The 23,059-nt window shown below is 74.0% G+C and carries 19 protein-coding genes; 7 read left to right on the top strand and 12 right to left on the bottom strand.

Annotated elements, in window-relative coordinates; translation table 11 throughout:
• Positions 1 to 18: 18 nt before the first annotated feature.
• Both ACZ4MU_RS24200 and ACZ4MU_RS24205 read right to left on the bottom strand, forming a co-directional pair.
• Positions 19 to 1,161: an acyl-CoA dehydrogenase family protein gene (locus tag ACZ4MU_RS24200; RefSeq protein ID WP_467880157.1), complete on the bottom strand. Its 1,143-nt coding sequence runs from the start codon at positions 1,159 to 1,161 to the stop codon at positions 19 to 21.
• Entirely contained in the window at positions 1,158 to 2,312 is a 1,155-nt protein-coding gene (locus tag ACZ4MU_RS24205; RefSeq protein ID WP_467880160.1) for a CaiB/BaiF CoA transferase family protein, read from the bottom strand. The genes ACZ4MU_RS24200 and ACZ4MU_RS24205 overlap by 4 nt, the downstream gene beginning before the upstream one ends.
• A gap of 213 nt (positions 2,313 to 2,525) precedes the next feature.
• On the opposite strand from ACZ4MU_RS24205, the gene ACZ4MU_RS24210 reads away from it, so the two are divergent.
• Complete coding sequence (locus tag ACZ4MU_RS24210; protein ID WP_467880163.1) at positions 2,526 to 3,749, top strand: saccharopine dehydrogenase family protein; 1,224 nt, start codon at positions 2,526 to 2,528, stop codon at positions 3,747 to 3,749.
• Here the strand turns inward: ACZ4MU_RS24210 and ACZ4MU_RS24215 are convergent.
• Positions 3,746 to 4,462 (bottom strand): endonuclease V, encoded by a 717-nt coding sequence (locus tag ACZ4MU_RS24215; RefSeq protein ID WP_467880166.1) that lies wholly within the window; start codon positions 4,460 to 4,462, stop codon positions 3,746 to 3,748. The two genes, ACZ4MU_RS24210 and ACZ4MU_RS24215, sit on opposite strands and share 4 nt — an antisense overlap.
• A 51-nt stretch (positions 4,463 to 4,513) precedes the next feature.
• Here ACZ4MU_RS24215 and ACZ4MU_RS24220 point away from each other — a divergent pair, with 51 nt between their 5' ends.
• Complete coding sequence (locus ACZ4MU_RS24220) at positions 4,514 to 4,816, top strand: YciI family protein (protein ID WP_467880169.1); 303 nt, start codon at positions 4,514 to 4,516, stop codon at positions 4,814 to 4,816.
• Here the strand turns inward: ACZ4MU_RS24220 and ACZ4MU_RS24225 are convergent.
• Positions 4,813 to 5,937 carry a WD40/YVTN/BNR-like repeat-containing protein gene (locus tag ACZ4MU_RS24225; RefSeq protein ID WP_467880172.1) on the bottom strand — a complete coding sequence of 375 codons (1,125 nt, stop codon included), beginning with the start codon at positions 5,935 to 5,937 and terminating at the stop codon, positions 4,813 to 4,815. The two genes, ACZ4MU_RS24220 and ACZ4MU_RS24225, sit on opposite strands and share 4 nt — an antisense overlap.
• Positions 5,938 to 6,182: 245 nt before the next feature.
• On the opposite strand from ACZ4MU_RS24225, the gene ssgD reads away from it, so the two are divergent.
• From ssgD to ACZ4MU_RS24240, 3 genes are all read left to right on the top strand, one after another.
• Positions 6,183 to 6,599 carry a spore wall synthesis regulator SsgD gene (gene ssgD, locus ACZ4MU_RS24230; protein WP_467880175.1) on the top strand — a complete coding sequence of 139 codons (417 nt, stop codon included), beginning with the start codon at positions 6,183 to 6,185 and terminating at the stop codon, positions 6,597 to 6,599.
• 289 nt (positions 6,600 to 6,888) lie between these two features.
• A complete protein-coding gene (locus ACZ4MU_RS24235; protein ID WP_467880178.1) occupies positions 6,889 to 8,529 on the top strand; it encodes an ABC-F family ATP-binding cassette domain-containing protein in 1,641 nt (546 codons plus the stop codon).
• Between the two features lie 175 nt (positions 8,530 to 8,704).
• Positions 8,705 to 9,679: an acyl-ACP desaturase gene (locus ACZ4MU_RS24240; protein ID WP_467880181.1), complete on the top strand. Its 975-nt coding sequence runs from the start codon at positions 8,705 to 8,707 to the stop codon at positions 9,677 to 9,679.
• A gap of 43 nt (positions 9,680 to 9,722) precedes the next feature.
• Here the strand turns inward: ACZ4MU_RS24240 and ACZ4MU_RS24245 are convergent, their stop codons facing one another.
• Entirely contained in the window at positions 9,723 to 11,351 is a 1,629-nt protein-coding gene (locus ACZ4MU_RS24245) for a GMC family oxidoreductase (protein ID WP_467880184.1), read from the bottom strand.
• Between the two features lie 217 nt (positions 11,352 to 11,568).
• Entirely contained in the window at positions 11,569 to 11,835 is a 267-nt protein-coding gene (locus ACZ4MU_RS24250) for a WhiB family transcriptional regulator (protein ID WP_467880187.1), read from the bottom strand.
• 227 nt (positions 11,836 to 12,062) lie between these two features.
• Here ACZ4MU_RS24250 and ACZ4MU_RS24255 point away from each other — a divergent pair, with 227 nt between their 5' ends.
• Positions 12,063 to 12,809: an IclR family transcriptional regulator gene (locus tag ACZ4MU_RS24255; protein ID WP_467880190.1), complete on the top strand. Its 747-nt coding sequence runs from the start codon at positions 12,063 to 12,065 to the stop codon at positions 12,807 to 12,809.
• A gap of 55 nt (positions 12,810 to 12,864) precedes the next feature.
• On the opposite strand, the gene ligD is transcribed toward ACZ4MU_RS24255, so the two are convergent.
• Positions 12,865 to 13,890 carry a non-homologous end-joining DNA ligase gene (ligD, locus tag ACZ4MU_RS24260; protein WP_467880193.1) on the bottom strand — a complete coding sequence of 342 codons (1,026 nt, stop codon included), beginning with the start codon at positions 13,888 to 13,890 and terminating at the stop codon, positions 12,865 to 12,867.
• Between the two features lie 65 nt (positions 13,891 to 13,955).
• Between ligD and ACZ4MU_RS24265 the strand changes: the two genes are divergently transcribed.
• Entirely contained in the window at positions 13,956 to 15,026 is a 1,071-nt protein-coding gene (locus ACZ4MU_RS24265) for an ATP-dependent DNA ligase (RefSeq protein ID WP_467880196.1), read from the top strand.
• Between the two features lie 43 nt (positions 15,027 to 15,069).
• On the opposite strand, the gene ACZ4MU_RS24270 is transcribed toward ACZ4MU_RS24265, so the two are convergent.
• The 5 genes from ACZ4MU_RS24270 to ACZ4MU_RS24290 are packed head-to-tail and all read right to left on the bottom strand — an operon-like array spanning position 15,070 to position 23,016.
• The gene (locus tag ACZ4MU_RS24270) at positions 15,070 to 16,128 is read right to left on the bottom strand and encodes a class I SAM-dependent methyltransferase (RefSeq protein ID WP_467880198.1); all 1,059 of its coding nucleotides are present in this window, start codon (positions 16,126 to 16,128) and stop codon (positions 15,070 to 15,072) included.
• A gap of 12 nt (positions 16,129 to 16,140) precedes the next feature.
• Positions 16,141 to 17,340 carry a glycosyltransferase gene (locus ACZ4MU_RS24275; RefSeq protein WP_467880201.1) on the bottom strand — a complete coding sequence of 400 codons (1,200 nt, stop codon included), beginning with the start codon at positions 17,338 to 17,340 and terminating at the stop codon, positions 16,141 to 16,143.
• Positions 17,337 to 18,215, bottom strand: a complete 879-nt coding sequence (locus ACZ4MU_RS24280; protein WP_467880204.1) for an alpha/beta fold hydrolase — start codon at positions 18,213 to 18,215, stop codon at positions 17,337 to 17,339. The genes ACZ4MU_RS24275 and ACZ4MU_RS24280 overlap by 4 nt, the downstream gene beginning before the upstream one ends.
• Positions 18,209 to 18,553, bottom strand: coding sequence for an acyl carrier protein (locus tag ACZ4MU_RS24285; RefSeq protein WP_467880206.1), 345 nt, complete (start codon positions 18,551 to 18,553; stop codon positions 18,209 to 18,211). The genes ACZ4MU_RS24280 and ACZ4MU_RS24285 overlap by 7 nt, the downstream gene beginning before the upstream one ends.
• Positions 18,550 to 23,016 carry a beta-ketoacyl synthase N-terminal-like domain-containing protein gene (locus ACZ4MU_RS24290; RefSeq protein ID WP_467880440.1) on the bottom strand — a complete coding sequence of 1,489 codons (4,467 nt, stop codon included), beginning with the start codon at positions 23,014 to 23,016 and terminating at the stop codon, positions 18,550 to 18,552. The genes ACZ4MU_RS24285 and ACZ4MU_RS24290 overlap by 4 nt, the downstream gene beginning before the upstream one ends.
• Positions 23,017 to 23,059: the final 43 nt, after the last annotated feature.

Genomic DNA, 23,059 nt, shown 5'->3' on the forward strand with positions numbered 1-23,059 from the left:
AAAGCCTTTCACAGAGGGTTAGCCGAGCAGGGAACGACCGATGATCTCCTTCATGATCTCGGTCGTCCCGCCGTAGATGGTCTGGACGCGTCCGTCCGTGAACGCCTTGGCGACGCGGTACTCGCTCATGTAGCCGTAGCCGCCGTGCAGTTGCAGACAGCGGTCGGCGGTGCGCTTCTGGAGCTCGGTGGCCCACCACTTGGCCATCGAGGCGTGCACGGCGTCGAGCTCCCCGTTCGAGTGATCCACGATGCAGCGGTCGAGGAACGAACGGGTGACGGCGCACTCGGTGGCCAGCTCCGCGATCTCGAAGCGGACGTGCTGCTTGGTGGCGAGCGGCCGCCCGAAGGCCTCGCGCTCCTTCACGTACTCGGTGGTGATCTCCAGCAGGTGCTCCGCGGCGGCGATCCCGGCGACGGCGATGGCCATCCGCTCCTGCGCCAGGTTGGTCATCAGATGGACGAACGCGCCGTTGAGCTCCCCGAGGAGGTTGTCCTTGGGGACCCGTACGTCGGTGAAGAACAGCTCGGCGGTGTCCTGGGCCTTCTGGCCGATCTTGTCGAGGTTGCGGCCCCGCTCGAAGCCCTCCATGCCCCGCTCCACCACGAGCAGGGACAGACCGTGGGCGCCGCCCTCGGGTGTCGTCCTCGCCACGACGACCACCAGGTCCGCGAGGATGCCGTTGGAGATGAACGTCTTGGAGCCGTTGAGCAGCCAGTACTCGCCCCGGTCCTCGGCGCGCGTGGCGATGCCCTGGAGGTCGGACCCGGCGCCGGGCTCGGTCATGGCGATCGCCGTGACCAGGGAGCCGTCGCAGAAACCCGGCAGCCAGCGGCGCTTCTGCTCCTCGGTGGCGAGCCCGGTCAGATAGGGCCCGATGATGTCGTTGTGCAGCCCGATCGCCAGGCCCGAGGCGCCCGCGCGGGTGAACTCCTCGGCGAGGACGGCGCTGTAGCGGAAGTCGGCGGTGCCGCCGCCCCCGTACTCCTCGTCCACGGCGAGCCCGAGCAGGCCCTGGCGCCCGGCGGCCAGCCAGGCCTCGCGCGAGACGATGCCGTCCTTCTCCCACTGCTCGTAGTGCGGCAGGACCTCCTTGGCGAGGAAGGTGCGGACGCTCTCGCGGAAGGCGTCGTGCTCGGCGGTGAAGATCTGCCGCTTCAACGGTCGTTCTCCTCGGTGGGTTCGGCGTTCCCGGTCCCGGCGAGCTCCGGCACGCCCCAGTCGCGGGCCACCTCGGCGGTGTCGGCGCCGGGCAGGGCGGGCGGACGGCGGACGGCGCCGGGGGTGGCCGAGAACCGGGGCGCGGGCGCCGGCTGGGTGAGGCCGCCGTGCTCGACGAAGGTGGCGCGGGCGGCGAGGTGGGGATGGGCCGGGGCCTCGCGCAGCGAGAGCACGGGCGCCACGCACGCGTCCGACCCGGCGAAGACGGTCGTCCACTCCTCGCGCGTACGGGTGCGGAACCGCTCGGCGATGGCGGTGCGCAGCTCCTCCCAGCGGGCGAGGTCCTTGCGGGCCGGGGCCACGGCGTCGAGCCCGAGCAGCTGGATGAACTCCTCGTAGAACTGCTGCTCAAGGGCGCCGACCGCCATGTACTGGCCGTCGGCGGTCTCGTAGGTGCCGTAGAACGGGCAGCCGCCGTCGAGGAGGTTGGCGCCGCGCCGGTCCTGCCAGCCGCCGGCCGCCAGCATGCCGTGGATCATCGTGGCGAGGTGGGCGGCGCCGTCCACGATCGCGGCGTCCACGACCTGCCCCTGGCCGGTGGCGCGGGCGTGCTGGAGGGCGGCGAGGACACCCACGACGAGGTAGAGCGAGCCGCCCGCGTAGTCGCCGACCAGGTTGGCGGGGACGGTCGGCGCCTCGTCCGCCCGGCCGATCATGCCGAGGGTGCCGGTGACGGCGATGTACGCGATGTCGTGCCCGGCGCGGGCGGCGAGCGGTCCGTCCTGCCCCCAGCCGGTCATCCGTCCGTAGACGAGCCCGGGGTTGCGGGCCAGGCACTGCTCGGGCCCGACCCCGAGGCGCTCGGCGACGCCGGGACGGTAGCCCTCGACGAGGATGTCGGCCTTCTCCACCAGGTCCAGGACGCGCGCGGGGCCGTCCTTCGCCTTGAGATCGATCAGTACGGAGCGCTTGTTGCGGTTGGTCAGGTCGTACGCCGGGTCGATGGCAAGACCCGCGCCGCCCGGCCGGTCGACCCGCACCACGTCCGCGCCGAGGTCGGCCAGGAGCATGGCCGCGAACGGGCCGGGCCCGATCCCCGCCAGCTCGACCACGCGCACCCCGGTGAGCGGGCCGTTCCCCGAACCTGTCATCGAGCCCCCAGCACTGTGACACAACTGATGTAACAGCAGTGATGCTAAGAACACGTTCCACTCCGCACAAGCCCCTTGCGCGAGCAAGCGCTTGGTTTGCGCCGAGCGGAGTTCCCCCCGTCCTTGATCACCCACGGCACCGCTTCTCACGCTAGCCTCAGCCACCGACATCGGTGCGGGAGCGCGGCCGGAGCAGAAGCGGAGGGACCCCCCTTGGAGCGGGCAGAACGGGCAGAGCGGGCGGCGCGGCAGCGGTCACGGCGCGCCGCGAGGCCGTACGACATCGTGCTCTTCGGGGCCACCGGGTTCGTGGGCACCCTCACGGCGAAGTACCTGGCCGCGCACGCGCCCGAGGGGTGCGCCTGGGCACTGGCGGGGCGGTCCACCGCCAAGCTGGAGGCGCTGCGCGAGGAGCTCGCCGCCATCGACCCCGCGTGCGCCTCGCTGCCTCTGATCACGGCGGACTCCGCCGACCCCGACGCGCTGCGCGCCCTCGCCGGGTCCGCGCGGGTGGTGGCCACCACGGTCGGCCCCTACGTCTGGTACGGCGAGGGCCTGGTCGCCGCGTGCGCCGAGGCGGGGACCGATTACCTCGACCTCACCGGCGAGCCGGAGTTCGTGGACACCATGTACGTGCGCCATGACGCGCGGGCCCGGGAGACCGGTGCGCGGCTGGTGCACGCCTGCGGCTTCGACTCGGTGCCGTGCGACCTGGGCGTGTACTACACGGTCCGGCAGCTTCCCGAGGGCGTACCGCTGCGGGTGGACGGCTTCGTGCGCTCCAACGCGATGTTCTCCGGCGGCACGTTCGCCTCCGCGCTCACCGCCATGGGCCGCAGCCCGCAGCAGCTCAAGGCGGCCCGGGAGCGCCGGCTGCACGAGCCGCGCCTGGTCGGGCGCCGGGCCAGGGCCCCGCTCGGCACCCCGCGCTTCAGCCGGGAGACCGGCGCCTGGGCGCTGCCGCTGCCGGTCCTGGACCCGACGGTGGTGGCCCGCTCCGCCTCGGCGAACGAGCGCTACGGACCCGATTTCCGCTACCGCCACTTCGCGGCGGTGCGCCGGCTGCCGATGGCGCTGGGCGCGGTGGCCGGTGCGGGCGCGGCTCTCGGTGTCGCCCAACTGCCCGCCGCGCGGCGATGGCTGATCAGCCGTTACGAGCCCGGCAGCGGCCCCGACCAGGAGCGCCGGGACCGCAGCTGGTTCTCGCTGCGGTTCGTCGGGGAGGGCGGCGGGCGCCGGGTGTTCACCGAGGTCTCGGGCGGCGACCCGGGGTACGACGAGACGGCCAAGATCCTCGCCGAGGGCGCCCTCAGCCTCGCCCTCGACGAACTGCCCGGCCTCGCCGGGCAGTTGACCACCGTCACCGCGATGGGTGACGCCCTGCTGGCCCGGGTCCAGAAGGCGGGCATCCGCTTCCGGGTGGCCGACGCCCGCTAGTCGGCCGGTGCCCCCGCGGGCCGGAGCGCGGCGCGCAGTGCCTCGCGGCACAGCGCGTCCGCGCGCCGGGTCGACTCCGGCAGCCGGAAACGCGGGGTCAGCCGGAGGGTATGGGCGCAGGCGTTGTCCAGGCTCACCCGGTGACCGACGGAGACGAACACCGGCTTGACGCCGTCGCGGGTGCGCAGCGCCCGGCCCACCTCCTCGCCGCCCGCGTCCACCAGCGCCGAGGCCTCTCCGCGCCGGGTGCCCGGCTCCTCATGGGTGAAGGTGAACGGGTTCTTGGCGACGCCGATGACCGCGAGCCCGGTGAGCACGCCGAGGTGGGAGGCGAGACCGAAGCGGCGGGGGTGGGCGAGCCCGTACCCGTCGCAGACCACCAGGCCCGGCCCGGTGCTGAGCGCTCCGAGGGCCGCCAGGACCGTGGGGATCTCCCGGAAGGCGAGCAGTCCCGGCACGTACGGGAAGGCGACCCGGCCCACGGCGGTGGACTCCTCGACGACCTCCAGGGTGGCCGCGTCCAGGACGACGGCCGCCGCCGCGACGACGTCCCGCTCGTCGTCGTAGGCCACGTCCACACCCGTGACCAGGCCGGTGCCGGGCGGCGGGCCGGGCTCGTCGAGCACGACGCGGCCGCGCAGTTCGTCCTGCACGGCCAGCGCCCCGGCCTCGTCGGCGGGCCAGCCCGGGGGAATCTCTGTGAGCGTCACCATGCCCTCACCCTAGGGCCCGCGGGGAAAGGGGCCCGGAGTAGCCTGCCGATCATGTTCATACTGGACCTGAGTTACACGGCCCCCCTCGCCCGCGTCGACGAACTGCTCGACGCGCATGTCGCCTGGCTCAACGGGCAGTACGAGGCGGGTGTGTTCATCGCCTCGGGCCGCAAGGAGCCCCGTGAGGGCGGGGTCATCCTGGCCGTCGGGGACGACCGCGCGGCGATCGAGGAGATCGCGGCGACCGACCCCTTCAGCGTCAACGGCGTGTGCGCGTACCGGATCACCGAGTTCCTGGCGACCAAGGTGGCCCCGGGACTCGGCGCCTACCGGCAGGAGCTGCCCACCGGCTAGCCCCGATGCCCCGCGCGCGCGAGCCGGGCCACCCGGCCCTTCTCCCCCGCCGCCCAGCAGCCCCGGTCCGGTGCGCAGTCCACGGTGTCGTACGAGCCGGTGTCGACGGTCCGCCAGGTGCGGCCCCCGTCGGTGGTCGCGTCGGTTCCGGTGGGGCCCACCGCGAGCGCGGCCGACCGGCTGTGGGGCAGCCAGGCGACGCCGGAGCGGTAGGCGGCGACCGGGGCCGCCGCCGGGGACCAGGTACGGCCGCCGTCCCGGGTGTGCTCGGCGGCGCGCGGCGAGGGCTGTCCGGCCCGGTAGTCGCCGCCGACCGCGATCCCGTGCGTACGGTCGCGGAAGGCGAGGGCGAAGACTCCGCGCGCCGCGTCACCGGCCGGGATCGCCGAGTCGGTCGCCGTCCAGGTCACCCCTCGGTCCGCGGAGTGCAGGACGCGCGCGGTGGCGGCGCCCCCGGTGGCGAGCCACACATCGCGCGGGCCGGAGGAGACCAGGCACTGGCCGCTCGCCGCGAACGAGGCCTCACCCGGCAGCGCCTCCGGCATACCGGCGGACGGCAGCACCTTCCAGGAGCGGCCGCCGTCGGCCGTGGACAGCAGGCGGTACCTGCCGTCGACCGGGTCGGAGACGGCCAGCCCGTGGCGTTCGTCGAAGAAGGTGAGGCAGTCGTAGAAGGCGCGGGGGTCGGGGTTGCGGAACGACTCCTTCCAGGTGGTTCCGCCGTCCTCGGTCCGGTAGACCCGGGACGCCTCGCCCTCCCCGATGGCGAGCACCACGGCCCGCCGTCCTCCCCCGGACTCCGTCCGGGGGGACCCCCAGGCCTTCACGTCCCGGAACTCCAGCCCTTCCGCGCCCGGAGGGGAGACATCGCGCCAGGTGCGCCCGCCGTCGGTGGTGCGCAGCACCGTGCCCTTCGAGCCGGCCACCCAGGCCGTGCTCCGGCTCACCGCCGAGAGCCCCCGGAACCGGGCGTCCGTACCGGTCGGCGTCGGCTGCCAGACCGGTGCCGGGCGGCCTTCGTCGTGGCCGTGCGCCTGGGCCGGCGCCGTCAGCGCGCCCGCCAGCGCCGCCGCGCCCAGCCCCACCGACAGCATGCGTCTCGTCTTCCCCATGGGCTTCATGGCGCTGGAAGCTAGCCGACCCGGTGAGGGCCGTCCAGAGGGCGAAATTCGACCGTATCGCCATCAATCCGGAGCCCGTTAGGCAATGGACAGGAGCGAGCGGTGACGCACCGGAAAGTGACGCACACGTAGCGGTCAGGTGACACAGCTCACCCCCGGCTCGGGTGCACGCAGCCGTGTCTTCTGCCGTCTTCGTGAGCAGCAGGAAGAGAAGTACCCGGTCGTGAGGTTAGGGGAACAGGGCGTTGTCCACTGTCATCGAGCAAGCCGTCGAGGCCCGCCTGATCGCTTCCGACCCGCGGGTCCAGACCGTCCCCGCGACGCTGAGCTACGACCGCGAGGACCCGTTCGCCGTGCGGATGGTCTTCCCCGCGCCCGCCACCCTCGAAGGGGTGGAGGTCTGCTGGGCGTTCTCGCGCGAACTCCTGGAGGCGGGAGTGGAGACCTCCGCGGGCATGGGCGACGTGCGGGTCCGGCCGTACGGGTTCGACCGTACGGTCGTGGAGTTCCACGCGCCGGAGGGCACCGCGATGGTGCACATCCGCACCTCCGAGCTGCGCCGCTTCCTCAAGCGCACCCAGCTGATGGTGCCCGCGGGCCACGAGCACCACTTCCTCGACCTCGACGGTGACCTCACCGCGCTGCTGCGCGACGCCCGCTGACCAGGCCCGCCTGGCGCAAAGTCCCCTGCCGTAAATCGTTTGCGGCGCCCCGGCGCCCCGTCGTACGTTCTTCTCGGCCCTGTTGTCGTCGATCGGAGTAGGACGTTGCTCGTCTGAGGCATCTGAGACACCGTTTCGCGCACTCCCTTCGGTGTTGCGCGCGGTGTGACCTGCCTCCGAGCCGTCCTCCACGACCAGGGCCCTTCCGCTTATCCCCGCTGCCCTGACACCGGTGTCTCAGTTCCCGTTGCCCCCGCCCCCTCTTCTTCCGCGCAACAGGGAGACATCCATGTCTACGTACTCCGCGTCCTCGACGCACATCGGCTGCTTCGACCTCTCCTTCGCCTGGCCCGACGGCACCCGCGTCCTCGACAACCTCCAGCTCGCCGTCGGCCACGGCCGCACCGGGCTGATCGGTCTCAACGGCTCCGGGAAGTCCACGCTGCTGCGGCTGCTCGCCGGTGAACTCACCCCCACCGGCGGCCGGGTCGTCACCACGGGCGAGATCGGCTATCTGCCGCAGAACCTGACCATGGCCACCGGGATGCGGGTCGACGAGGCCCTCGGCATCGACCGGGTGCGGGCCGCGCTGCACGCCATCGAGGCGGGCGACACGAGCGAGGAGCACTTCACGGCGGTCGGCGACGACTGGGACGTGGAGGAGCGGGCCCGGGCCGCGCTCGGACAGCTCGGCCTCGACGGCGTCGGCCTCGACCGGACCATCGGGGAGCTCTCCGGCGGCGAGTCGGTGCTGCTGCGCCTGGCCGCGCTGCTGCTGCGCCGCCCCGACGTCCTGCTGCTCGACGAGCCCACCAACAACCTCGACCGGCGCGCCCGGCGGCGGCTCTACGACGCGGTCGCCGCCTGGCCCGGCGTGATGGTCGTGGTCAGCCACGACCGCGAACTCCTCGACCTGGTCGACCAGATCGCGGATCTGCGCGAGGGCGAGGTCTCCTGGTACGGGGGCAACTTCTCGGCGTACGAGGAGGCGTTGGCCGTGGAGCAGGAGGCGGCCGAGCGGATGGTGCGCACGGCCGAGGCCGACGTCCAGCGCCAGAAGCGCGAACTGTCCGACGCCCACGTCAAACTGGCGAGGCGTCAGCGGTTCGGCCAGAAGAGCTACGAGAACAAGCGGGTCCCGAAGATCATCGCCAATGGCCGCCGGAGCGAGGCCCAGGTGTCGGCGGGCAAGCACCGCATCCTCCAGACCGAGCGCCTCGCCCAGGCCCGGGACCGGCTGAACGAGGCCGTGGAGGCGGTCCGGGACGACGACGAGATCCGTGTCGAACTGCCGTACACCAAGGTCCACCCGGGCCGGAGCGTGCTGACTCTGCGCGAGCTGCGGCTGCCGTACACAGAAGGGGTGTTGGGCAGCCTCGACATCCACGGACCGGAGCGGATCGCCCTCGTCGGCCGCAACGGGGCCGGAAAGACGACCCTGCTGCGCACCCTGGCCGGGCAGCTCGCCCCGGCGGCCGGGGAGGCGGTGGCACATGTGCCGCTGCGGTTCCTGCCGCAGCGCCTGGACGTGCTGGACGACGAGCTGAGCGTGGCGGAGAACGTCGCGCGGTACGCGCCGGGCGCCACCGCCAACACGATCCGGGCGCGGCTCGCCCGCTTCCTCTTCAAGGGGGCCCGGGCCGACCGCCCGGCCGGGACCCTCTCGGGGGGCGAGCGCTTCCGGGCCTCGCTCGCCACGCTGCTGCTCGCCGAGCCCGCGCCGCAGCTGCTGATCCTGGACGAGCCGACGAACAACCTGGACATGGCGAGCGTCCGGCGGCTCACCGAGGCGCTGGCCTCCTTCGAGGGAGCGCTGATCGTCGCCGGGCACGACGTTCCCTTCCTGGAGTCGATCGGGGTCACCCGGTGGCTGCTGCTCGACGGAGAGCTGCGGGACACCACCGCCGAAGAGGTCCGTGACGGCCAGTGAGGATGTCGGAGTTGTCTCTTTTCGGTCCGGCATGAGCTGCGGGAATGACGGAGAGTAGCGAAATGGGGGGAAGGCGGGACTTGGCTGGGGCCTTATCGCGCGCTTAACCTACGGTCTCGTAACCTACGTAGGCGTAGGTACACGTCCCCCTTCCCCGTCCCCCTGGAGCACCCTCGTGACGATCACCTCCCCCCACCTCGGCACTTCGGACGCGTGGACCGACGCCCGGCTGCTGTACGCGTTGGAAGAGGTCGTCGAGAAGGAGCTCAACCGGCACCTGAAGGTGGCCAAGGACTGGATGCCGCACGACTACGTGCCGTGGTCGGACGCCCGCAACTTCCCCGGCCTCTTCGAGGACGGCGAGGCGTGGGAGCCGCAGCAGTCCAAGGTCACCGACATCGGCCGGATCGCGCTCGTGGTGAACCTCCTCACCGAGGACAACCTGCCCAGCTACCACCACGAGATCGCCAGCCTCTTCGGCCGGGACGGCGCCTGGGGGACCTGGGTGCACCGCTGGACCGCCGAGGAGGGCAGGCACGGCATCGTGATGCGCGACTACCTGCTCGCCTCGCGCGCCGTGGACCCGGACCAGCTGGAGCGGTTCCGCATGGCGCACATGGCGGAGGGCTTCGAGTCCGACAACCGCCACTCGATGCTGCACTCGGTGGCGTACGTGGCCTTCCAGGAGCTGGCCACCCGCATCTCGCACCGCAACACCGGCCACCGGTCGGGCGACCCGGTCTGCGACCGCATGCTGGCGCGGATCGCGACCGACGAGAACCTGCACATGGTCTTCTACCGCAACCTGCTGGGCGCGGCCTTCGAGCTGGCTCCCGATCTGACCATGCGGGCGGTACGCGACGTGGTGGTGGACTTCCGGATGCCCGGCCACAACATGCCCGGCTTCGAGCGGGCCGCCGCCCAGATGGCCATAGGCGAGATCTACAACCTGCGCATCCACCACGACGACGTGCTCCAGCCCGTGCTGCGCTTCCTGAAGGTCCTGGAGATCGACGGGCTCGGCCCGGAGGGGCTGAAGGCGCAGGAGGAGCTGGGCCTGTACATGGGCGGTCTCGACGCGGAGGCGAGCAAGTTCGACGAGAAGCTCGCCGCGCGCAAGGCCCGGATGCTGGCCCGCGGCAAGGCCTGACGTCTCCCGCGCGCCCCGGCATGGTGCGTAACAGCCGTGCGCCTCAGGCCCCGCGCAACGGCTGTCGCGCGTCCTGACGGATCAGCTCCGCCGCCTTCTCCGCGAGGGCGACCGTCGGGGCGTGGGTATGGCCGCGGGTGATGCGCGGCATGACGGAGGCATCGACCACCCGCAGCCCCTCGGTGCCGCGCACCCGCAGCCGGGGGTCGGTGACCGAGCCCTCGTCGGCGCCCATCCGGCAGGTGCCCACCGGGTGGTACAGCGACTCGGCCGACGCGCGCACCGCCGCGGCCAGCGTCTCGTCGTCGACCACGCCGGGGTAGGGCGCCAGCGGCCCCGAGGTGTGCTCGGCCAGCGCCGGGGTGGCCAGCAGTTGCTCCGCCCGGCGCACCCCCACCAGCAGCCGGCGCAGGTCGTCCTCCGCGGTCAGATAGCCGGGGTCGATCCGTGGCGGGAGAGCCGCGGACGGTCCGGCGGGCTCGACGCGGCCCTCGCTGTCGGGCTGGAGCAGGACCACCCCGACGGTGAGGCCGTGTTCGGTGGGCGGGGTGAGCCCGTGGTCGACGAACGGCACCGGGGCGAAGATCAGCTCGATGTCCGGCGCCACCAGGCCGGGCCGGGTCCGCACGAACGCCACCGCCTCCGCCAGGTTGGAGGTCAGCGGACCCCGGCCGCGCAGCACGAAGCGGCCCAGGTTGGAGAGCGTGTCCGCGCCGGTGAGGGTGACGGGGCGGGGACAGCGCACGGTCACCGCGTACGCGAGATGGTCCTGCAGATGGCGGCCGACGTCCGGCGAGGCCACCTTGACCTCTACTCCCGCCTCCCGCAGGCGGTCCGGGTCACCGATGCCCGAGAGCATCAGCAGCTGCGGCGAGCCGATGGCGCCCGCGCTGAGGATCACCTCGCGGCGGGCGGTGAGGATGCCCGGGGCGCCCTGGGTGCGCACTCCGGTGACCCTGCTGCCCTCGAACTCCAGCCCGCGCACCCGGGTCCGGGTGAGCACATCCAGGTTGGGGCGGTGCGCGGCGGGCCGGAGGTAGCCGTCGGCGGCGCTCCACCGGCGCCCATCGCGCTGGTTGACGGGGGTCGTCGCGTATCCGGAGTGGTCGGGGCCGTTGAGTTCCCTGAGCCCCGTGAGGCCGCGGTCGTGGCAGGCGGCGAGGAAGGCGAGGGTGAGGGGGCTGGGGTCGCGCAGCGGCGAGATCCACAGCGGCCCCCCGGTGCCGTACACCGAGTCCTGGGGCGCCGGGCCGGTCCAGCGCTCGGCCCGGCGGAAGTACGGCACGAACGCGTCGTACGCCCACGCGGGCCCGGCCGCCTCACCCCAGGCGTCGTAGTCGGCGCGGTGGCCGCGCACCCACATCATGGCGTTGACGGACGAGGAGCCGCCGAGGGTGTGGCCGCGCGGCCAGTAGAGCTCGCGCCCGCCCAGCTCCTTCTGCCCGACGGTGGTGAAGTCCCAGTCGTAGGCGGTCTTGAAGAGCCTGGGGAAGGCGGCCGGGACACGGATCCCGGGGTTGCGGTCGCGCGGCCCGGACTCGACGAGCGCGACCCGCACGCCGGGGTCCTCGGAGAGCCTCGCCGCGAGCACGCAGCCCGCCGAACCCGCTCCCACCACGATGTAGTCGTACGCCCGCGCCGCCGTGCCCGTTCTCCTCACCACGCCCCCCATGCCGTGACATCGGCTCCTCGACCCGCCCAGCATGACCGGCCGGGGCCGGACGTGCCAGGGCTTGTGGGGCATCCTGCACCGGAACGACCGGATCCGGTGGGGCGGCCACGGGGGCGGTGCGGGGGTGCGGACGCGCGGCCCGCCCCCGAAACGGGCACGCGCGTCCGCCGGAGGAACCCGGCCGTTCCTGAGCCGGCCGGGTTCGTGGCTCGACCCCTCAGGCCCGGCCGCGCCGCGCTCCGCGGCTGCGCTGGAGCTGGAGTCTCTCCTGCTCGGAGAGGCCGCCCCAGACACCGAACCGCTCGTCGTTCGCCAGCGCGTACTCCAGGCAGGCCTGGCGGCCCTCACAGCCGCCGCAGAGCTGCTTGGCCTCCCGCGTCGAGCTGCCGGGGGCCGGGAAGAAGAACTCGGGCCCCGCCTGGGCGCACAACGCGGTCTCCTGCCAGGCCAGTTCCGGCCCGGCGATGGTGGTGTTGATCGACATGCCGTCCATGCTGGCCGGGCCGGATCAACGTCCGGTCAATGATCGTTGAACGCCTTTCGCCGCCCTCGTCGAGCGATCTTCCCCCGCCGCCGCGTCTTTGGCCGATTACGGCCTGCCGATCACGCGACGGCAGCGGTTCCGGCCGCCTTCGCCGTTGCCCTGAGCGACCAGAACGCCCGGCCGTAGTGTGGAGCTCTTCGTCGATCACGACCCGCCAGGGAGCCGATATGACCGAGGCCACCACGGTGCGCACCCCGACCGGCGCGCAGGCCGTGCAGCGCGCCCTGGACGTGCTGCACTCCTTCCACGACAACGGCCCCGACCTCAGCGCGTCCGATCTCTCCCGGCGCCTGGGGTTACCCGTCTCCACCGCCCATCGGCTGGCCCGCACGCTCGTCGGGGCGGGGTTCCTGGAACAGGACGTGCGCACCGCGCGCTACCGGCTCGGGCCCGCCATGACCGAGCTCGGCCGCCTCTCCTACCACCGGCGCGGCCTCCATCTGGCCGCCCCCGAGCTCGCCGACCTCACCGCGCGGACCGGCGCCGTCGCCGACCTCGCGCTGCGCAGCGGCCCGCACGCGGTGATCGTCGCGGGCGGGCCGGTGCCGCCGATGGCGGGGCTGCGCCGCCCGCTGCGCTCGACCGCGCCGGGCCGGGTGCTGCTCGCCTGGCCCGGCCCGGACGGACACGCGGCGCTCGACGGGGAGCTGGCGGACGTACGGGCCGACGGCTTCGCGCGCGAGGAGAGCGAGACGGTCCCGGGCGCGTACGGCGCCGCGTACGGGACGCGCACCCTGGCCGTGCCGGTCCTCGACCGGGTCGGACACGCCCGCTTCGCCCTGTCGCTGCGGGCCGCGCCCGCGGTGATGACGGACGAGCGCGCCGCCTGGTTCCTGGCGCAGGCCCGCGCGTGCGCCCAGGCGCTGGAGATACTGCTGCTGCCCCCGGCCGAGCGCCGGCCGCCCACGGCGTAGCGGTCCACGGCCAGGACGCCCGCGCCGTCGCGGCGGGGCGGCACCGGCCGCCCGCCTAGGAGTCCTTCTTCCTGGCCCGGCTCGGCTGCACCCGCAGGGGCTCCCCCGGCATCTTGGGATAGTCCGGCGGATACGGCATGTCGCCCAGCCGGTGGTCGTGCTCGTCGCGGGCCGCGAGTTCGAGGAGCGGCTCCAGGCCGAAGGCGTGGTCCTCCATGTCCGCGTGGACGTCCCCCACCTCGGCATACCGCGTGGGCATGGTCCGCAGGTCGAAGTCCTCGGGGCGGACGTCGTCCAGCTCCTCCCAGCGCAGCGGCGCGGAGACCGGGGCGTGCGGCTTGGGGCGGACCGAGTAGGCGGAGGCGATGGTGCGGTCGCGGGCCGTCTGGTTGTAGTCGACGAAGATCCGCTCGCCGCGCTCCTCCTTCCACCACGCGGTGGTGACCTTCCCCGCCATGCGCCGCTCCAGCTCCCGCCCGACGGCGATGGCGCAGCGGCGCACCTCGGTGAAGGTCCAGCGCGGCTCGATGGGGACGAAGACGTGGATGCCCCGGCCGCCGGATGTCTTGGGCCAGCCCCGGATGCCCGACTCCTCCAGCAGGGCGCGCAGCTCATGGGCGACCGGGACCGCGTCGTCGAAGCCGGTGCCGGGCTGGGGATCCAGGTCGATGCGGAGTTCGTCCGGGTGGTCGCTGGCCTCGCGCCGCACCGGCCACGGGTGGAAGGTGAGGCAGCCCAGGTTCGCGGCCCACAGCACGGCGCCGGCCTCGGTCGGGCAGATCTCGTCGGCGTGGCGGCCGCTGGGGAAGGAGATCCGGGCGGTCGGGATCCACTCGGGCAGGTTCTTGGGGGCCCGCTTCTGGAAGAAGGACTCGCCCTCCACGCCGTCCGGGTAGCGCTCCAGGGTGGTCGGGCGGTCGCGCAGGGCGCGGGTGATTCCGTCGGCGACGGCCAGGTAGTACGTGGCCACGTCCAGCTTGGTGTAGCCGCGCTCCGGGAAGTACACCTTGTTCGGGTTGGACAGCCGGACGGCCCGCCCGGCCACGTCCAGCTCCACGGCCTCACCCTTGCTCGTGCCCATGCAGGCCACGGTAGGTGCGCGCCGTAAATGGCGCATATCGGAACAATCCGGCGAGAATCTACGGTATGGATCTGCCGGTGATGCCGCCCCTGAAGCCGATGCTCGCCAAGTCGGTGGCCAGGATCCCGCCCGGGATGCAGTACGAGGCGAAGTGGGACGGCTTCCGGGCGATCGTGCACCGCGACGGCGACGAGATCGTCATCGGCAGCCGCAACGGCAAGCCGCTCACCCGCTACTTCCCCGAGCTTGCCCGGGCCCTGAAGGAACGGCTGCCCCGGCGCTGCGTGGTGGACGGCGAGATCGTCATCGTGCGCGGGGGCCGCCTCGACTTCGACCAGCTCACCGAGCGCATCCACCCGGCCGCCTCCCGGGTGAACCTGCTGGCCGAGCGGACCCCGGCCAGCTTCGTCGCCTTCGACCTGCTGGCGCTGGGGAACGACTCGCTGCTCGACACCCCGCTGAGCGAGCGCCGGGCGGCCCTGACCCGGGCCCTGGACGGCGTCGCCCCACCGGTGCACCTGGCACCCGCCACCACCGACATCGAGCAGGCCCGGAAGTGGTTCGAGCGGTACGAGGGCGCCGGGCTCGACGGGGTGGTGGCCAAGCCGCTGGACCTGCGCTACCGCCCGGACGCCCGGCTGATGTACAAGATCAAGCACGAGCGCACGGCCGACGTGGTGGTGGCGGGCTACCGCTTCCACAAGAGCGGCCCCGTCCTCGGCTCGCTGCTCCTGGGCCTGTACGACGGCTCGGGCGCCCTCCAGCACGTCGGGGTCTGCGCGGCCTTCCCGATGAAGCGCCGGGCGGAGCTGATCGCGGAGCTGGCCCCGCTGCTGATGGACGACCCGGTGGGCGGCGGGCACCCGTGGGCCGCCTGGCTGGACGAGGCCGCCCACGCGGGGGCCCGGCTGCCGGGCGCGCAGAGCCGCTGGACGGGCAAGAAGGACCTGTCGTGGGTGGCGCTGCGGCCGGAGCGGGTGTGCGAGGTGGCCTACGACCACATGGAGGGCGACCGCTTCCGCCACACCGCCCAGTTCCGCCGCTGGCGCCCCGACCGGTCCCCCGACAGCTGTACGTACACCCAGCTGGAGGAACCGGTCTCCTACGACCTGGCGCAGGTGCTCTCGGGCGGCTGAACGGCGCTCACCCGTCCCGGCGGACCTCCCGTACCCGCGGCCCTCACCCGTCCCTGCGGGCGATGACCCGGTACGCGTTGGAGAACCGCGTCCGCCGCAGCAGCGGGTTGAGCAGCTGATCCAGGGCGTACACCGCGACCAGCACCGGCACGGCCGCCCACACCAGTGTGAAGCGCGCGGCCCGCGCGACCGGGCCGGGGCGGCGGGGCCGCCAGGGCGCGTCGTCGCGCGGCAGCAGCCGGTCGAACAGGAACCAGGCCGCGCACACCAGGTCGGCGGGGATGTGCGCGTCGCGCCGCTCGGCCACCTCGACGGTGAAGCCCAGCTCGCGCAGCCGTGCGCACAGATTTCCCATCGGGACCATGTTGAGGTGCTGCGGCTGGAACCAGGGAAGCCAGCGCCGGCCGAGCAGCCGCCCGGAGAGCGACTCGGGGTCGGGAACCTCGATCAGCAGCCGTCCGCCCGGCGCCAACGCCGTGTGCGCCGCGTCCAGTTCGCGGTGCGGGTCGGCGGTGTGCTCCAGGTAGTGGAACATGCTGACCACGTCGTAGCGGCCCGCCATCTCCTCGGCGAGCTCCACGAACAGGCCCCGGTAGGCCTCCTCGACCCGGCCCTCCTTGGCGGCGAGTTCGACGCCCTCGCCCATGTCGAGGCCGTCGAACTCGGTGTCGGGCAACACCTCCTTGGCGGCGGCGCAGAAGTGGCCGAGCGAGGTGCCGACGTCCAGCCACCGGCGCGGCTGGGCGACCCGGCGCAGCGCGCGGGCACTGCGCCGGAACCGCTTCGCGCTGCCGTTGCCCTCGAACATCTTGGCGGTGGTCTCCGCGCCGAGGCCGTCGTAGAAGTCCCGGTAGTAGAAGCCGAGGCCCTCCTGGCTCAACCGCGGGTTCTGGAAGACGTGCCCGCAGCCCCGGCACTCGTCGAGGACGAAGTGGCCGGGCTTGCCCTGGATGAGGTCCGTGGTGCGGAACTTGCGGCGCAGGTCGCGGCCGTGGCACCAGGGGCAGTCGGTGCGCGGCGGAAGGAAGAAGCGGGCCGTGCCGCGGGCCAGCTCCTCCTGGTACGACGGGCGGAGGGCGGCGATCCGTTCGCTGTCGGGCATGTGCGTCCCTCTCTACGGGGATGGGGGGCTCTGTGAGGGCTGTTCCGCGGCGAGCTTCTCCAGGTGGGTGGCGGCGGCCGACTCGCCCCCGGCGGCGCGGAAGGCGTCCCGGATCCGCCGGGCCGCGTCGCGGTGGCCCGGCCCGGTCACCACCGCGTCCAGGGCCGCGCCGATCTGCTCGCGCCCCGCCCGCGCGAACTTCACCCGCACCCCGGCCCCGGCGGCCACCACCTGGGCCGCCACGACCGGCTGGTCGTCCCGGATCGGGGCGACCACCAGCGGTACCCCGTGCCACAGCGCCTCGGTGACGGTGTTGTGGCCCGCGTGACAGACCACCGCCGACATCCGCTCCAGGAGCGCGACCTGCGGCAGCTCGGCGGCGACCAGGACGTCGGGTCCCGGCGGCACCTCCCCGAGCAGCCCGCCGGGGTCGCAGACCACCGCCCGCAGCCGTCCGGCGCGGGCGCGCACCGCGGCGACGCTCTCGGCGAGGAAGCGTCCGCCCGCGTCGGTGTTGGCCGTGCCCAGGGTGATCAGCACGGCGGGTGTACCGGGCGCCAGGTCCAGCCAGTGCCAGGGGAAGTCCCCGGTGGCCGTGCGCCGGGCGGCCAGCGCCGGGCCCACGAAGCGCAGGCCGGTGTCGGGGGTGGTGTACGGGCCGGTCAGCTCGGGGGTGGTGAAGGCGAGGGTGAGCAGCGGGGAGAAGCGCGGGTCGTGGGTGGCGGCCGGGTCGCCGAGGCGCTGCCGCAGCTCGTGCAGGAGCCCGGTGAGCCAGCTGTGCACGCCCGGCATCCCCGCCATGCTGTCGGTGAGCTCGGCCGAGGTGGTCGAGGAGGTGGCGAACGGCACCCCGAGCCGCTCGGCGACCAGGGCGCCCGCCACGGTCTGCTGGTCGGCGACCACCACGTCCGGCCGGAAGGCGGTGACCGCCGCCGCCACCCCGGGCGCCATCGCCTCGGCGAGCGGGCCGAGGAAGCGCGCCCAGAGGAACTTCAGGGCCGCGACCCCGCGCAGCTCGGGCGGCCGTCCGCCGATGCCGTCGGGGCCCGCGCACGCGTAGACCACGGGCTTCTCCCCCGCCAGCCGTTCCACGACCTCCGGGCGGCCCGCCCACGCCACCTCGTGGCCCCGGGCGCCGAGTTCCGCGGCGACGGCGGCGGCCGGGTTGACATGGCCCGTCAGCGGCGGCACCACGAACAGGAAGCGGCTCACCGGACCGGCCCCGGTTCGCCCGGCGCCAAGGCCGCCGCGGTGGGTTCGGGCAGAGCGGCGGTATGGTCGCGGATCCAGCTCAGGGCCAGTTCGGCGACCGCGTCGGACGCCTCGACCAGGACCGAGTGCTTCTGCCCCGGCACCACCGCGACCCGGCAGCGCGGCAGCAGCGACCGCAGCCGGGCGGCCTCGGCGGCCACCAGGCCCTCCTGGCCGTTGATCAGCAGGACCGGGCAGCGCACCCGGCCCAGCTGCTCGTCGGTGAGGACCCGGCCGCCGGGGATGTCCTCGGCGATGGTGGTGGAGCGCACCAGGCGCCCGGCGGCCTGGCCGAGCCGGCGGATGTGGGCGTCGTGGCGGGCGTCGCCGGTCCGGGTGGAGGAGAGCGTGCCGTACTGCTCGGTGAACCACAGCAGCGCGTCGTCCTCGGGCATGCCCACCGCGTGCCGCAGCGCCGCCGCCATGGTGTCCGACCAGGTGCGGCTGGCGGGCCCGGACTCGATCACGGTGACGGTGGCGACGCGCTCGGGCCGGTGCACGACGTAGTCGAGCGCGACCGTGCCGCCGAAGGAGTTGCCGACGAGGTGGACCGGGCGGTCGATCTCCAGCTCGTCGAGCAGGGCGTCGAGGTCGGCGGTGAAGTGCTCCAGGGTGTAGCCCGAGGGAGGGCGTTCGCTGCGTCCGTGCCCGCGCAGGTCGTACATGACGGCCTCGTATCCGGCGGCGGCGAAGACCGGGCCGAGGGTGAAGTAGTAGCTGGCGAGACTGTCGATGAAGGCGCCGTGGACGAACACGGCCGTCCCTCTCGGCGGACGGTCCCTGGGGGTGAGCCGCTGGACGTGCAGCCCGAGCCCGTTGGCTTGGATCATCACCATCGCGCGGCTCCCGGTCCGGGGGCCGCGGCGAGGCACTGGACCACATGGGCCACGAGCCGGCCGACGGTGAGCGCGATGATCTCGTCGATCTCCAGACCGGCGACGAACTCGGCGAAGTTGACCCGCTCCCCGTACCGCTCCTCCAGGTGTCCGGAGAGCATGACGAGGTCGATGCTCTCCAGCTCCAGGTCGTCCCCGAAGAGGGTGTCGGGACGGATGTCGGCGGGGTCGGGGGCGTAGTCCCCCAGCACCGCCACGATCGCCCGCGCGATCTCGGCCAGGACGGTCTCCTCGTCGGGGGGCGGGGCGGGAGCGGTCGGCCGTTCGCTGGTGGTCACAGGGCACTCTCCTCGGTGGGCGGCGCGGACGTGGTCCAGGCCACGACGTGGGTGTCGGTGACGAGGGCGCAGGAAACGTGGTGGCGGCGGCCGCCGACGGTGACGGTGAGGGCGCCGGGAGCCGCGTCGGTCACCTCGAAGGCGTGCGGCCGGCCGCCGAGCCCGGTCCCGGCCGCCTTGGCGACGGCCTCCTTGGCCGCCCAGAAGCGGGTGAACCACCGGGCCCCGGACTCCCCGGTCGCGGCCACGAGCCGCTCGACGAGGGCGAGTTCGCGGCGGCCGAGGGCGACGCGGTGGGTTGCCGGGGTGCGGTCGGCGATCTCCTCGACGTCGATGCCGACGCCGTACGGATACGGGCCGGGCCCGGGCGGGCGTACCAGCGCGACCGCCAGGTCGCCCCGGTGGGCGAGGGACAGGTCCAGCGGCGGGAGGGTGCGGCCGTGCGTTCCCACCGCGCGCGGCCGTCCCGACTCCTCGTTGACGATCTCGATCTCGGCCGGGAACACCGCGCCCTCGCCGTGCTCCCACAGCCACCGCCGTACCGCGTCCTTGGCGGCGATCCGGCCGAGCAGCCACTGCCGTCGGCCGCGCGGCGGCCTCGCCTCGTACGCCTCCCGCTCGGCCCGGCCCAGCTGCATCCGCATCAGCAGGTCGCGGGAGGCCGGGTCCGGCCACTGGTCCCGCAGCAGGCACCAGCCGCCGGGGCGGGCCTCGGCGAGGGCCAGGTGTTCGGGGTATCCGCCGGACCTGCGCGCGTCGAGCCCGGAGAAGCGGCGGTCGCGCCACCCGGTGAGCTCCGCCCACACCGTGCCGTCGGGCAGGGTCAGCCGGGCGTCGGCGAGGAGGGTGTCCTCGGTGAGCGAGGTGATGACCACGTGGCAGTCGACGGGGGTGCCGGCCGGCGGGTGCGGCCCGAAGAAGCGGGCCCGCTCCAGGGCGACGGGGAAGACCACGGTCCGCGAGGCGTGGGTCGACATCAGCCAGTAGCCGAGGAGTTGGCCCACGTTGTCGAGGAGCGCGCCGGGCGCGGGCGGTGTGGTGATCGTGCCCCGGACGTGGCCGGGCCCGATCCCGTTCAGCGCGGTGACGCCCTGGAAGGCGGGTCCGTGGAACATCCAACGGTCCTCGTACATCTGGGCCGCCACATGGCCGGGCGGGCGCTCGTCGGCCGTGTCGAGGGGTGGGGCGGGTGGTGGAGCGGGGTGGGCGGGGGCGAGTTCGACGACGGCACGGGCGTACGGACCGAACGCGACGGCCCACCGTCCGGGGCCCTGCGGCCGCGCGGTGACCGTCACGTCCACGGCCGGGATGGCGTTGACCCACTTCTCCAGCCGGACGTCGTGCACGGCGACGGCCCGCTGCCCGGGCTCGGCCCGCTCGGCGGCGGCCATCACATGGTGCACAACGGTGGTGGCGGGGACGACCGGATGCCGGTCGGCCTGCTCGGGCCAGCCCGGCCGCTGCGGGAAGAAGCAGTGGTCGAGGAGGTAGGGCATGGTCTCGGTCGAGACGCGGATCCGGGTGCGCTGCTCGCGGGCCGGGACGGCGGCCGGACGGCCGGTCGCCCGCGGTGCGGCCGCCGCCAGGACAGCCGTGACGCTGTCGGCCGTCTCCCGCAGCAGCGCGTCGAGCTCGGCGGCGACGGGGTGGCGCCGGGTGACCGCCTCGGCCAACCCGCCTGTGTCACGCGACAGTTCGCCCCCGTCCGTACGAGGGCGCAGCTCGTCCCGTAACGCGTTCAGACGGCGGGGTTCGATCGGGACCAGCGCGGCTGTGAGGTCGAGGGGGACGGGGGCCGAGGAGGGGCGCGGGCCGTCCGGCCGAGGGACGCGGTTTGAGCCGCCAGGCCGAAGGGCGTGGCCCGGCTCGTCCGGCCGGGGAGCCAGGTGCGGGCCGTCCGGTCGGCGCGGCTTCAGTGCGTACCCCTCCGCCCACAGTCCCGTCTCCACCCGCAGCAGCTGCGCCAGCCCGCCGCGTCGGGGGGAGTTGGCCGGGAGGGCGAGGTGGTCGCGGGGCTTCAGGGTGTCGTCGATCAGGGAGGTGAGCCGGCCGGTGCCCACCTGGACGAAGGCGCGGAAGCCCGCCGCGTACAGGGCCTCGACGAGCGGCCGGAAGCGCACCGGCTCCAGGAGATGGCGGACGAACAGGGCGCGGACCTCGTCGGGGTCGGCCGGGAACGGCGCCGCCGTGGTCCCGGACCAGACCGGGACCCGCTGCGGAAGGAGCTCCGCCGCGTCCACGCCCCGCTTCATGGGGCCGAGGTACGGGGCGAGCATCGGGGTGTGGAAGCCGGAGCGGAAGGGGAGCACCTGGCAGATCACGCGTTCGGCCCGGAGCTTCGCGGCGAACTCCTCGACGGGCCGCTCGGGGCCGCACACCATCGACTGGCCGGGCGAGTTGTCGTGCGAGAGGACCAGGTCGGGCCAGTCGGCGAGCGCCCGGCCCACCACGGCCGCCGACGCGCCGACCGCCGCGAACGCCAGGCCCGGCACCCGCAGGGAGTCGGGGTCGAAGGAGGCGAAGAAGTCATCGGCCCTGTCGGCCGCGAACATCCCGCCCGCGATCATCGCGGCCCACTCCCCCACGCTGTGTCCGGCCACCCCGTCGGGGTGGACGCCGAGCGCGCGCAGGGCCTCGTCGAGGACCCGGCCGACGCGCAGCACGCCGAGGCCGTGCCGGGCGACGTCGGTCGCCCCGCTGTAGGTACGCCCGGGCAGCCGCAGTCCGTAGTGCTCGGCCACCTCGTCCACCCGGGGCGCGAACTCGGCCTCCAGGCCGGGGAAGACGAACGCCACCTTGCCGCCGCCCGCCTCCCCGAGCAGTGGGCGCGGGGCGAACCACACGTCGCCGCGACCGCGCCACGGGCGGCCCTGGGCCACCGCGCGGCGGGCGAGGGCCAGCCGCTTCGCGGTCGGGTCGACGATGCCGAGGCGGGCGGCGGCGGGTGTGCCCGGCCCGTACGGCACGGCCGCGCCCCGCTCCCGTACGGCCGCGTCGTCGGCGTCCAGGAGCCGGGACAGCTCACGCGGGGTGGCGGCGGTCAGGCGCAGTACCCGTTCCGGTTCGCGGACGGTCGCCCGGCGGGAGGCGGGCACGGCTCCCGGCGCCTGTTCCAGGACCACATGGGCGTTGATCCCGCCGAACCCGAAGGCGTTGACGGCGGCCCGGCGCAGCGGCCCCTCCCAGGGGCGGGCGGCGGACGCGGGGCGGAACGGCGTGCGGGCGAGCGCGGGGTGCGGGTCCTCGCAGTGCAGGGTCGGCAGCAGGGTCGCGTGGTGCACGGCGAGGGCCGCCTTCACCAGCCCGGCGACGCCCGCCGCGGGCATGCAGTGGCCGATCATCGACTTCACCGAGCCGATGACGGGGGCGGCCGGGTCGTCCGTACCGGGACCGAACACCTCGGCCAGTGTGGCGAGTTCCGCCGCGTCGCCCGCCGGGGTGCCGGTGCCATGGGCCTCCAGGAGGCCGAGGGAGCCTCTCTCGCGCGGGTCGAGGCCCGCCGCCCGCCAGGCCTGGCGGACCGCGCGGGTCTGGCCGCCCGGGTGGGGGTTCATCAGCCCCGCGGCGCGGCCGTCGCCCGCCACTCCGGTACCGCGGATCACGGCGTACACGCGGTCGCCGTCGCGTTCGGCGTCCACGAGTCGCTTGAGGGCGACCACTCCGGTGCCCTCGCCGATGAGGATGCCGTCGGCCGCCGCGTGGAAGGGGCGGCTGCGCTGGCTCGGCGAGAGGGCGCGCAACTGGGCGAAGACGCTCCACAGCGTGATGTCGTGGCAGTGGTGGACCCCGCCCGCCAGCATCAGGTCGCAGCGGCCCGTGGCCAGTTCGCCCACCGCCTGGTCGACCGCGATCAGCGAGGACGCGCAGGCGGCGTCCACCGTGTACGCCGGTCCCCGCAGATCGAGGCGGTTGGCGATGCGGGAGGCCACCAGGTTGGGGACGAGCCCGATCGCGGACTCCGGGTGCTCGGGCCCCAGCGTCTCGGTGAAGGCGGCCCGCACCCGGGCGAGCTGGTCGGCGCCGAGGTGGGGCAGGAGCTCGCCCAGGGTGTGCGTCAACTGGTGGGCGATGCGCACGCGTTGGTCCAGGCGGACCAGGCCGGGACCGAGGTAGCCGCCCCGGCCGAGGACCACGCCGACCCGTCCGCGGTCGGGCAGCCGCTCCTCGCCGCCCGCGTCCGCGAGCGCGCGGGCGGCGACGGAGAGCGCGATGAGCTGATCGGGCTCGGTGCCCGCCACCGAGCCCGGCATGATGCCGAAGCGGGCCGCGTCGAAAGCGGCGAGGCCGTCCACGAAGCCGCCGCGCCGGCAGTAGATCCGGTCGGCCGCGCCGCCCGGGTCGCCGGGCCGGTAGTACACCGGGTCCCAGCGCCCCTGGGGCACCTCCCGTACGGCGTCGACGCCGTCGACCAGGTTGCGCCAGTACGCGTCCAGGTCCTCGGCGCCGGGCAGCAGGACGGCCATCCCGACGATGGCGACCGGGACTTGACGCTCCCTCACCTCGTTT

The sequence above is a fragment of the Streptomyces sp. NPDC026377 genome (genome assembly GCF_055567715.1).

Bases quoted from the DNA above. Each gene is read 5' to 3' on its own strand.
- ACZ4MU_RS24220 (WP_467880169.1), top strand. From the start codon at position 4,514: ATGTTCATACTGGACCTGAGTTACACGGCCCCCCTCGCCCGCGTCGAC.
- ligD (WP_467880193.1), bottom strand. From the start codon at position 13,890: ATGGGCACGAGCAAGGGTGAGGCCGTGGAGCTGGACGTGGCCGGGCGG.
- ACZ4MU_RS24250 (WP_467880187.1), bottom strand. From the start codon at position 11,835: ATGTCGATCAACACCACCATCGCCGGGCCGGAACTGGCCTGGCAGGAG.
- ACZ4MU_RS24270 (WP_467880198.1), bottom strand. From the start codon at position 16,128: ATGCCCGACAGCGAACGGATCGCCGCCCTCCGCCCGTCGTACCAGGAG.
- ACZ4MU_RS24225 (WP_467880172.1), bottom strand. From the start codon at position 5,937: ATGAAGCCCATGGGGAAGACGAGACGCATGCTGTCGGTGGGGCTGGGC.
- ACZ4MU_RS24235 (WP_467880178.1), top strand. From the start codon at position 6,889: ATGTCTACGTACTCCGCGTCCTCGACGCACATCGGCTGCTTCGACCTC.
- ACZ4MU_RS24265 (WP_467880196.1), top strand. From the start codon at position 13,956: ATGGATCTGCCGGTGATGCCGCCCCTGAAGCCGATGCTCGCCAAGTCG.
- ACZ4MU_RS24245 (WP_467880184.1), bottom strand. From the start codon at position 11,351: ATGGGGGGCGTGGTGAGGAGAACGGGCACGGCGGCGCGGGCGTACGAC.
- ACZ4MU_RS24215 (WP_467880166.1), bottom strand. From the start codon at position 4,462: ATGGTGACGCTCACAGAGATTCCCCCGGGCTGGCCCGCCGACGAGGCC.
- ACZ4MU_RS24205 (WP_467880160.1), bottom strand. From the start codon at position 2,312: ATGACAGGTTCGGGGAACGGCCCGCTCACCGGGGTGCGCGTGGTCGAG.
- ACZ4MU_RS24280 (WP_467880204.1), bottom strand. From the start codon at position 18,215: ATGGTGATGATCCAAGCCAACGGGCTCGGGCTGCACGTCCAGCGGCTC.
- ACZ4MU_RS24255 (WP_467880190.1), top strand. From the start codon at position 12,063: ATGACCGAGGCCACCACGGTGCGCACCCCGACCGGCGCGCAGGCCGTG.
- ACZ4MU_RS24290 (WP_467880440.1), bottom strand. From the start codon at position 23,016: ATGGCCGTCCTGCTGCCCGGCGCCGAGGACCTGGACGCGTACTGGCGC.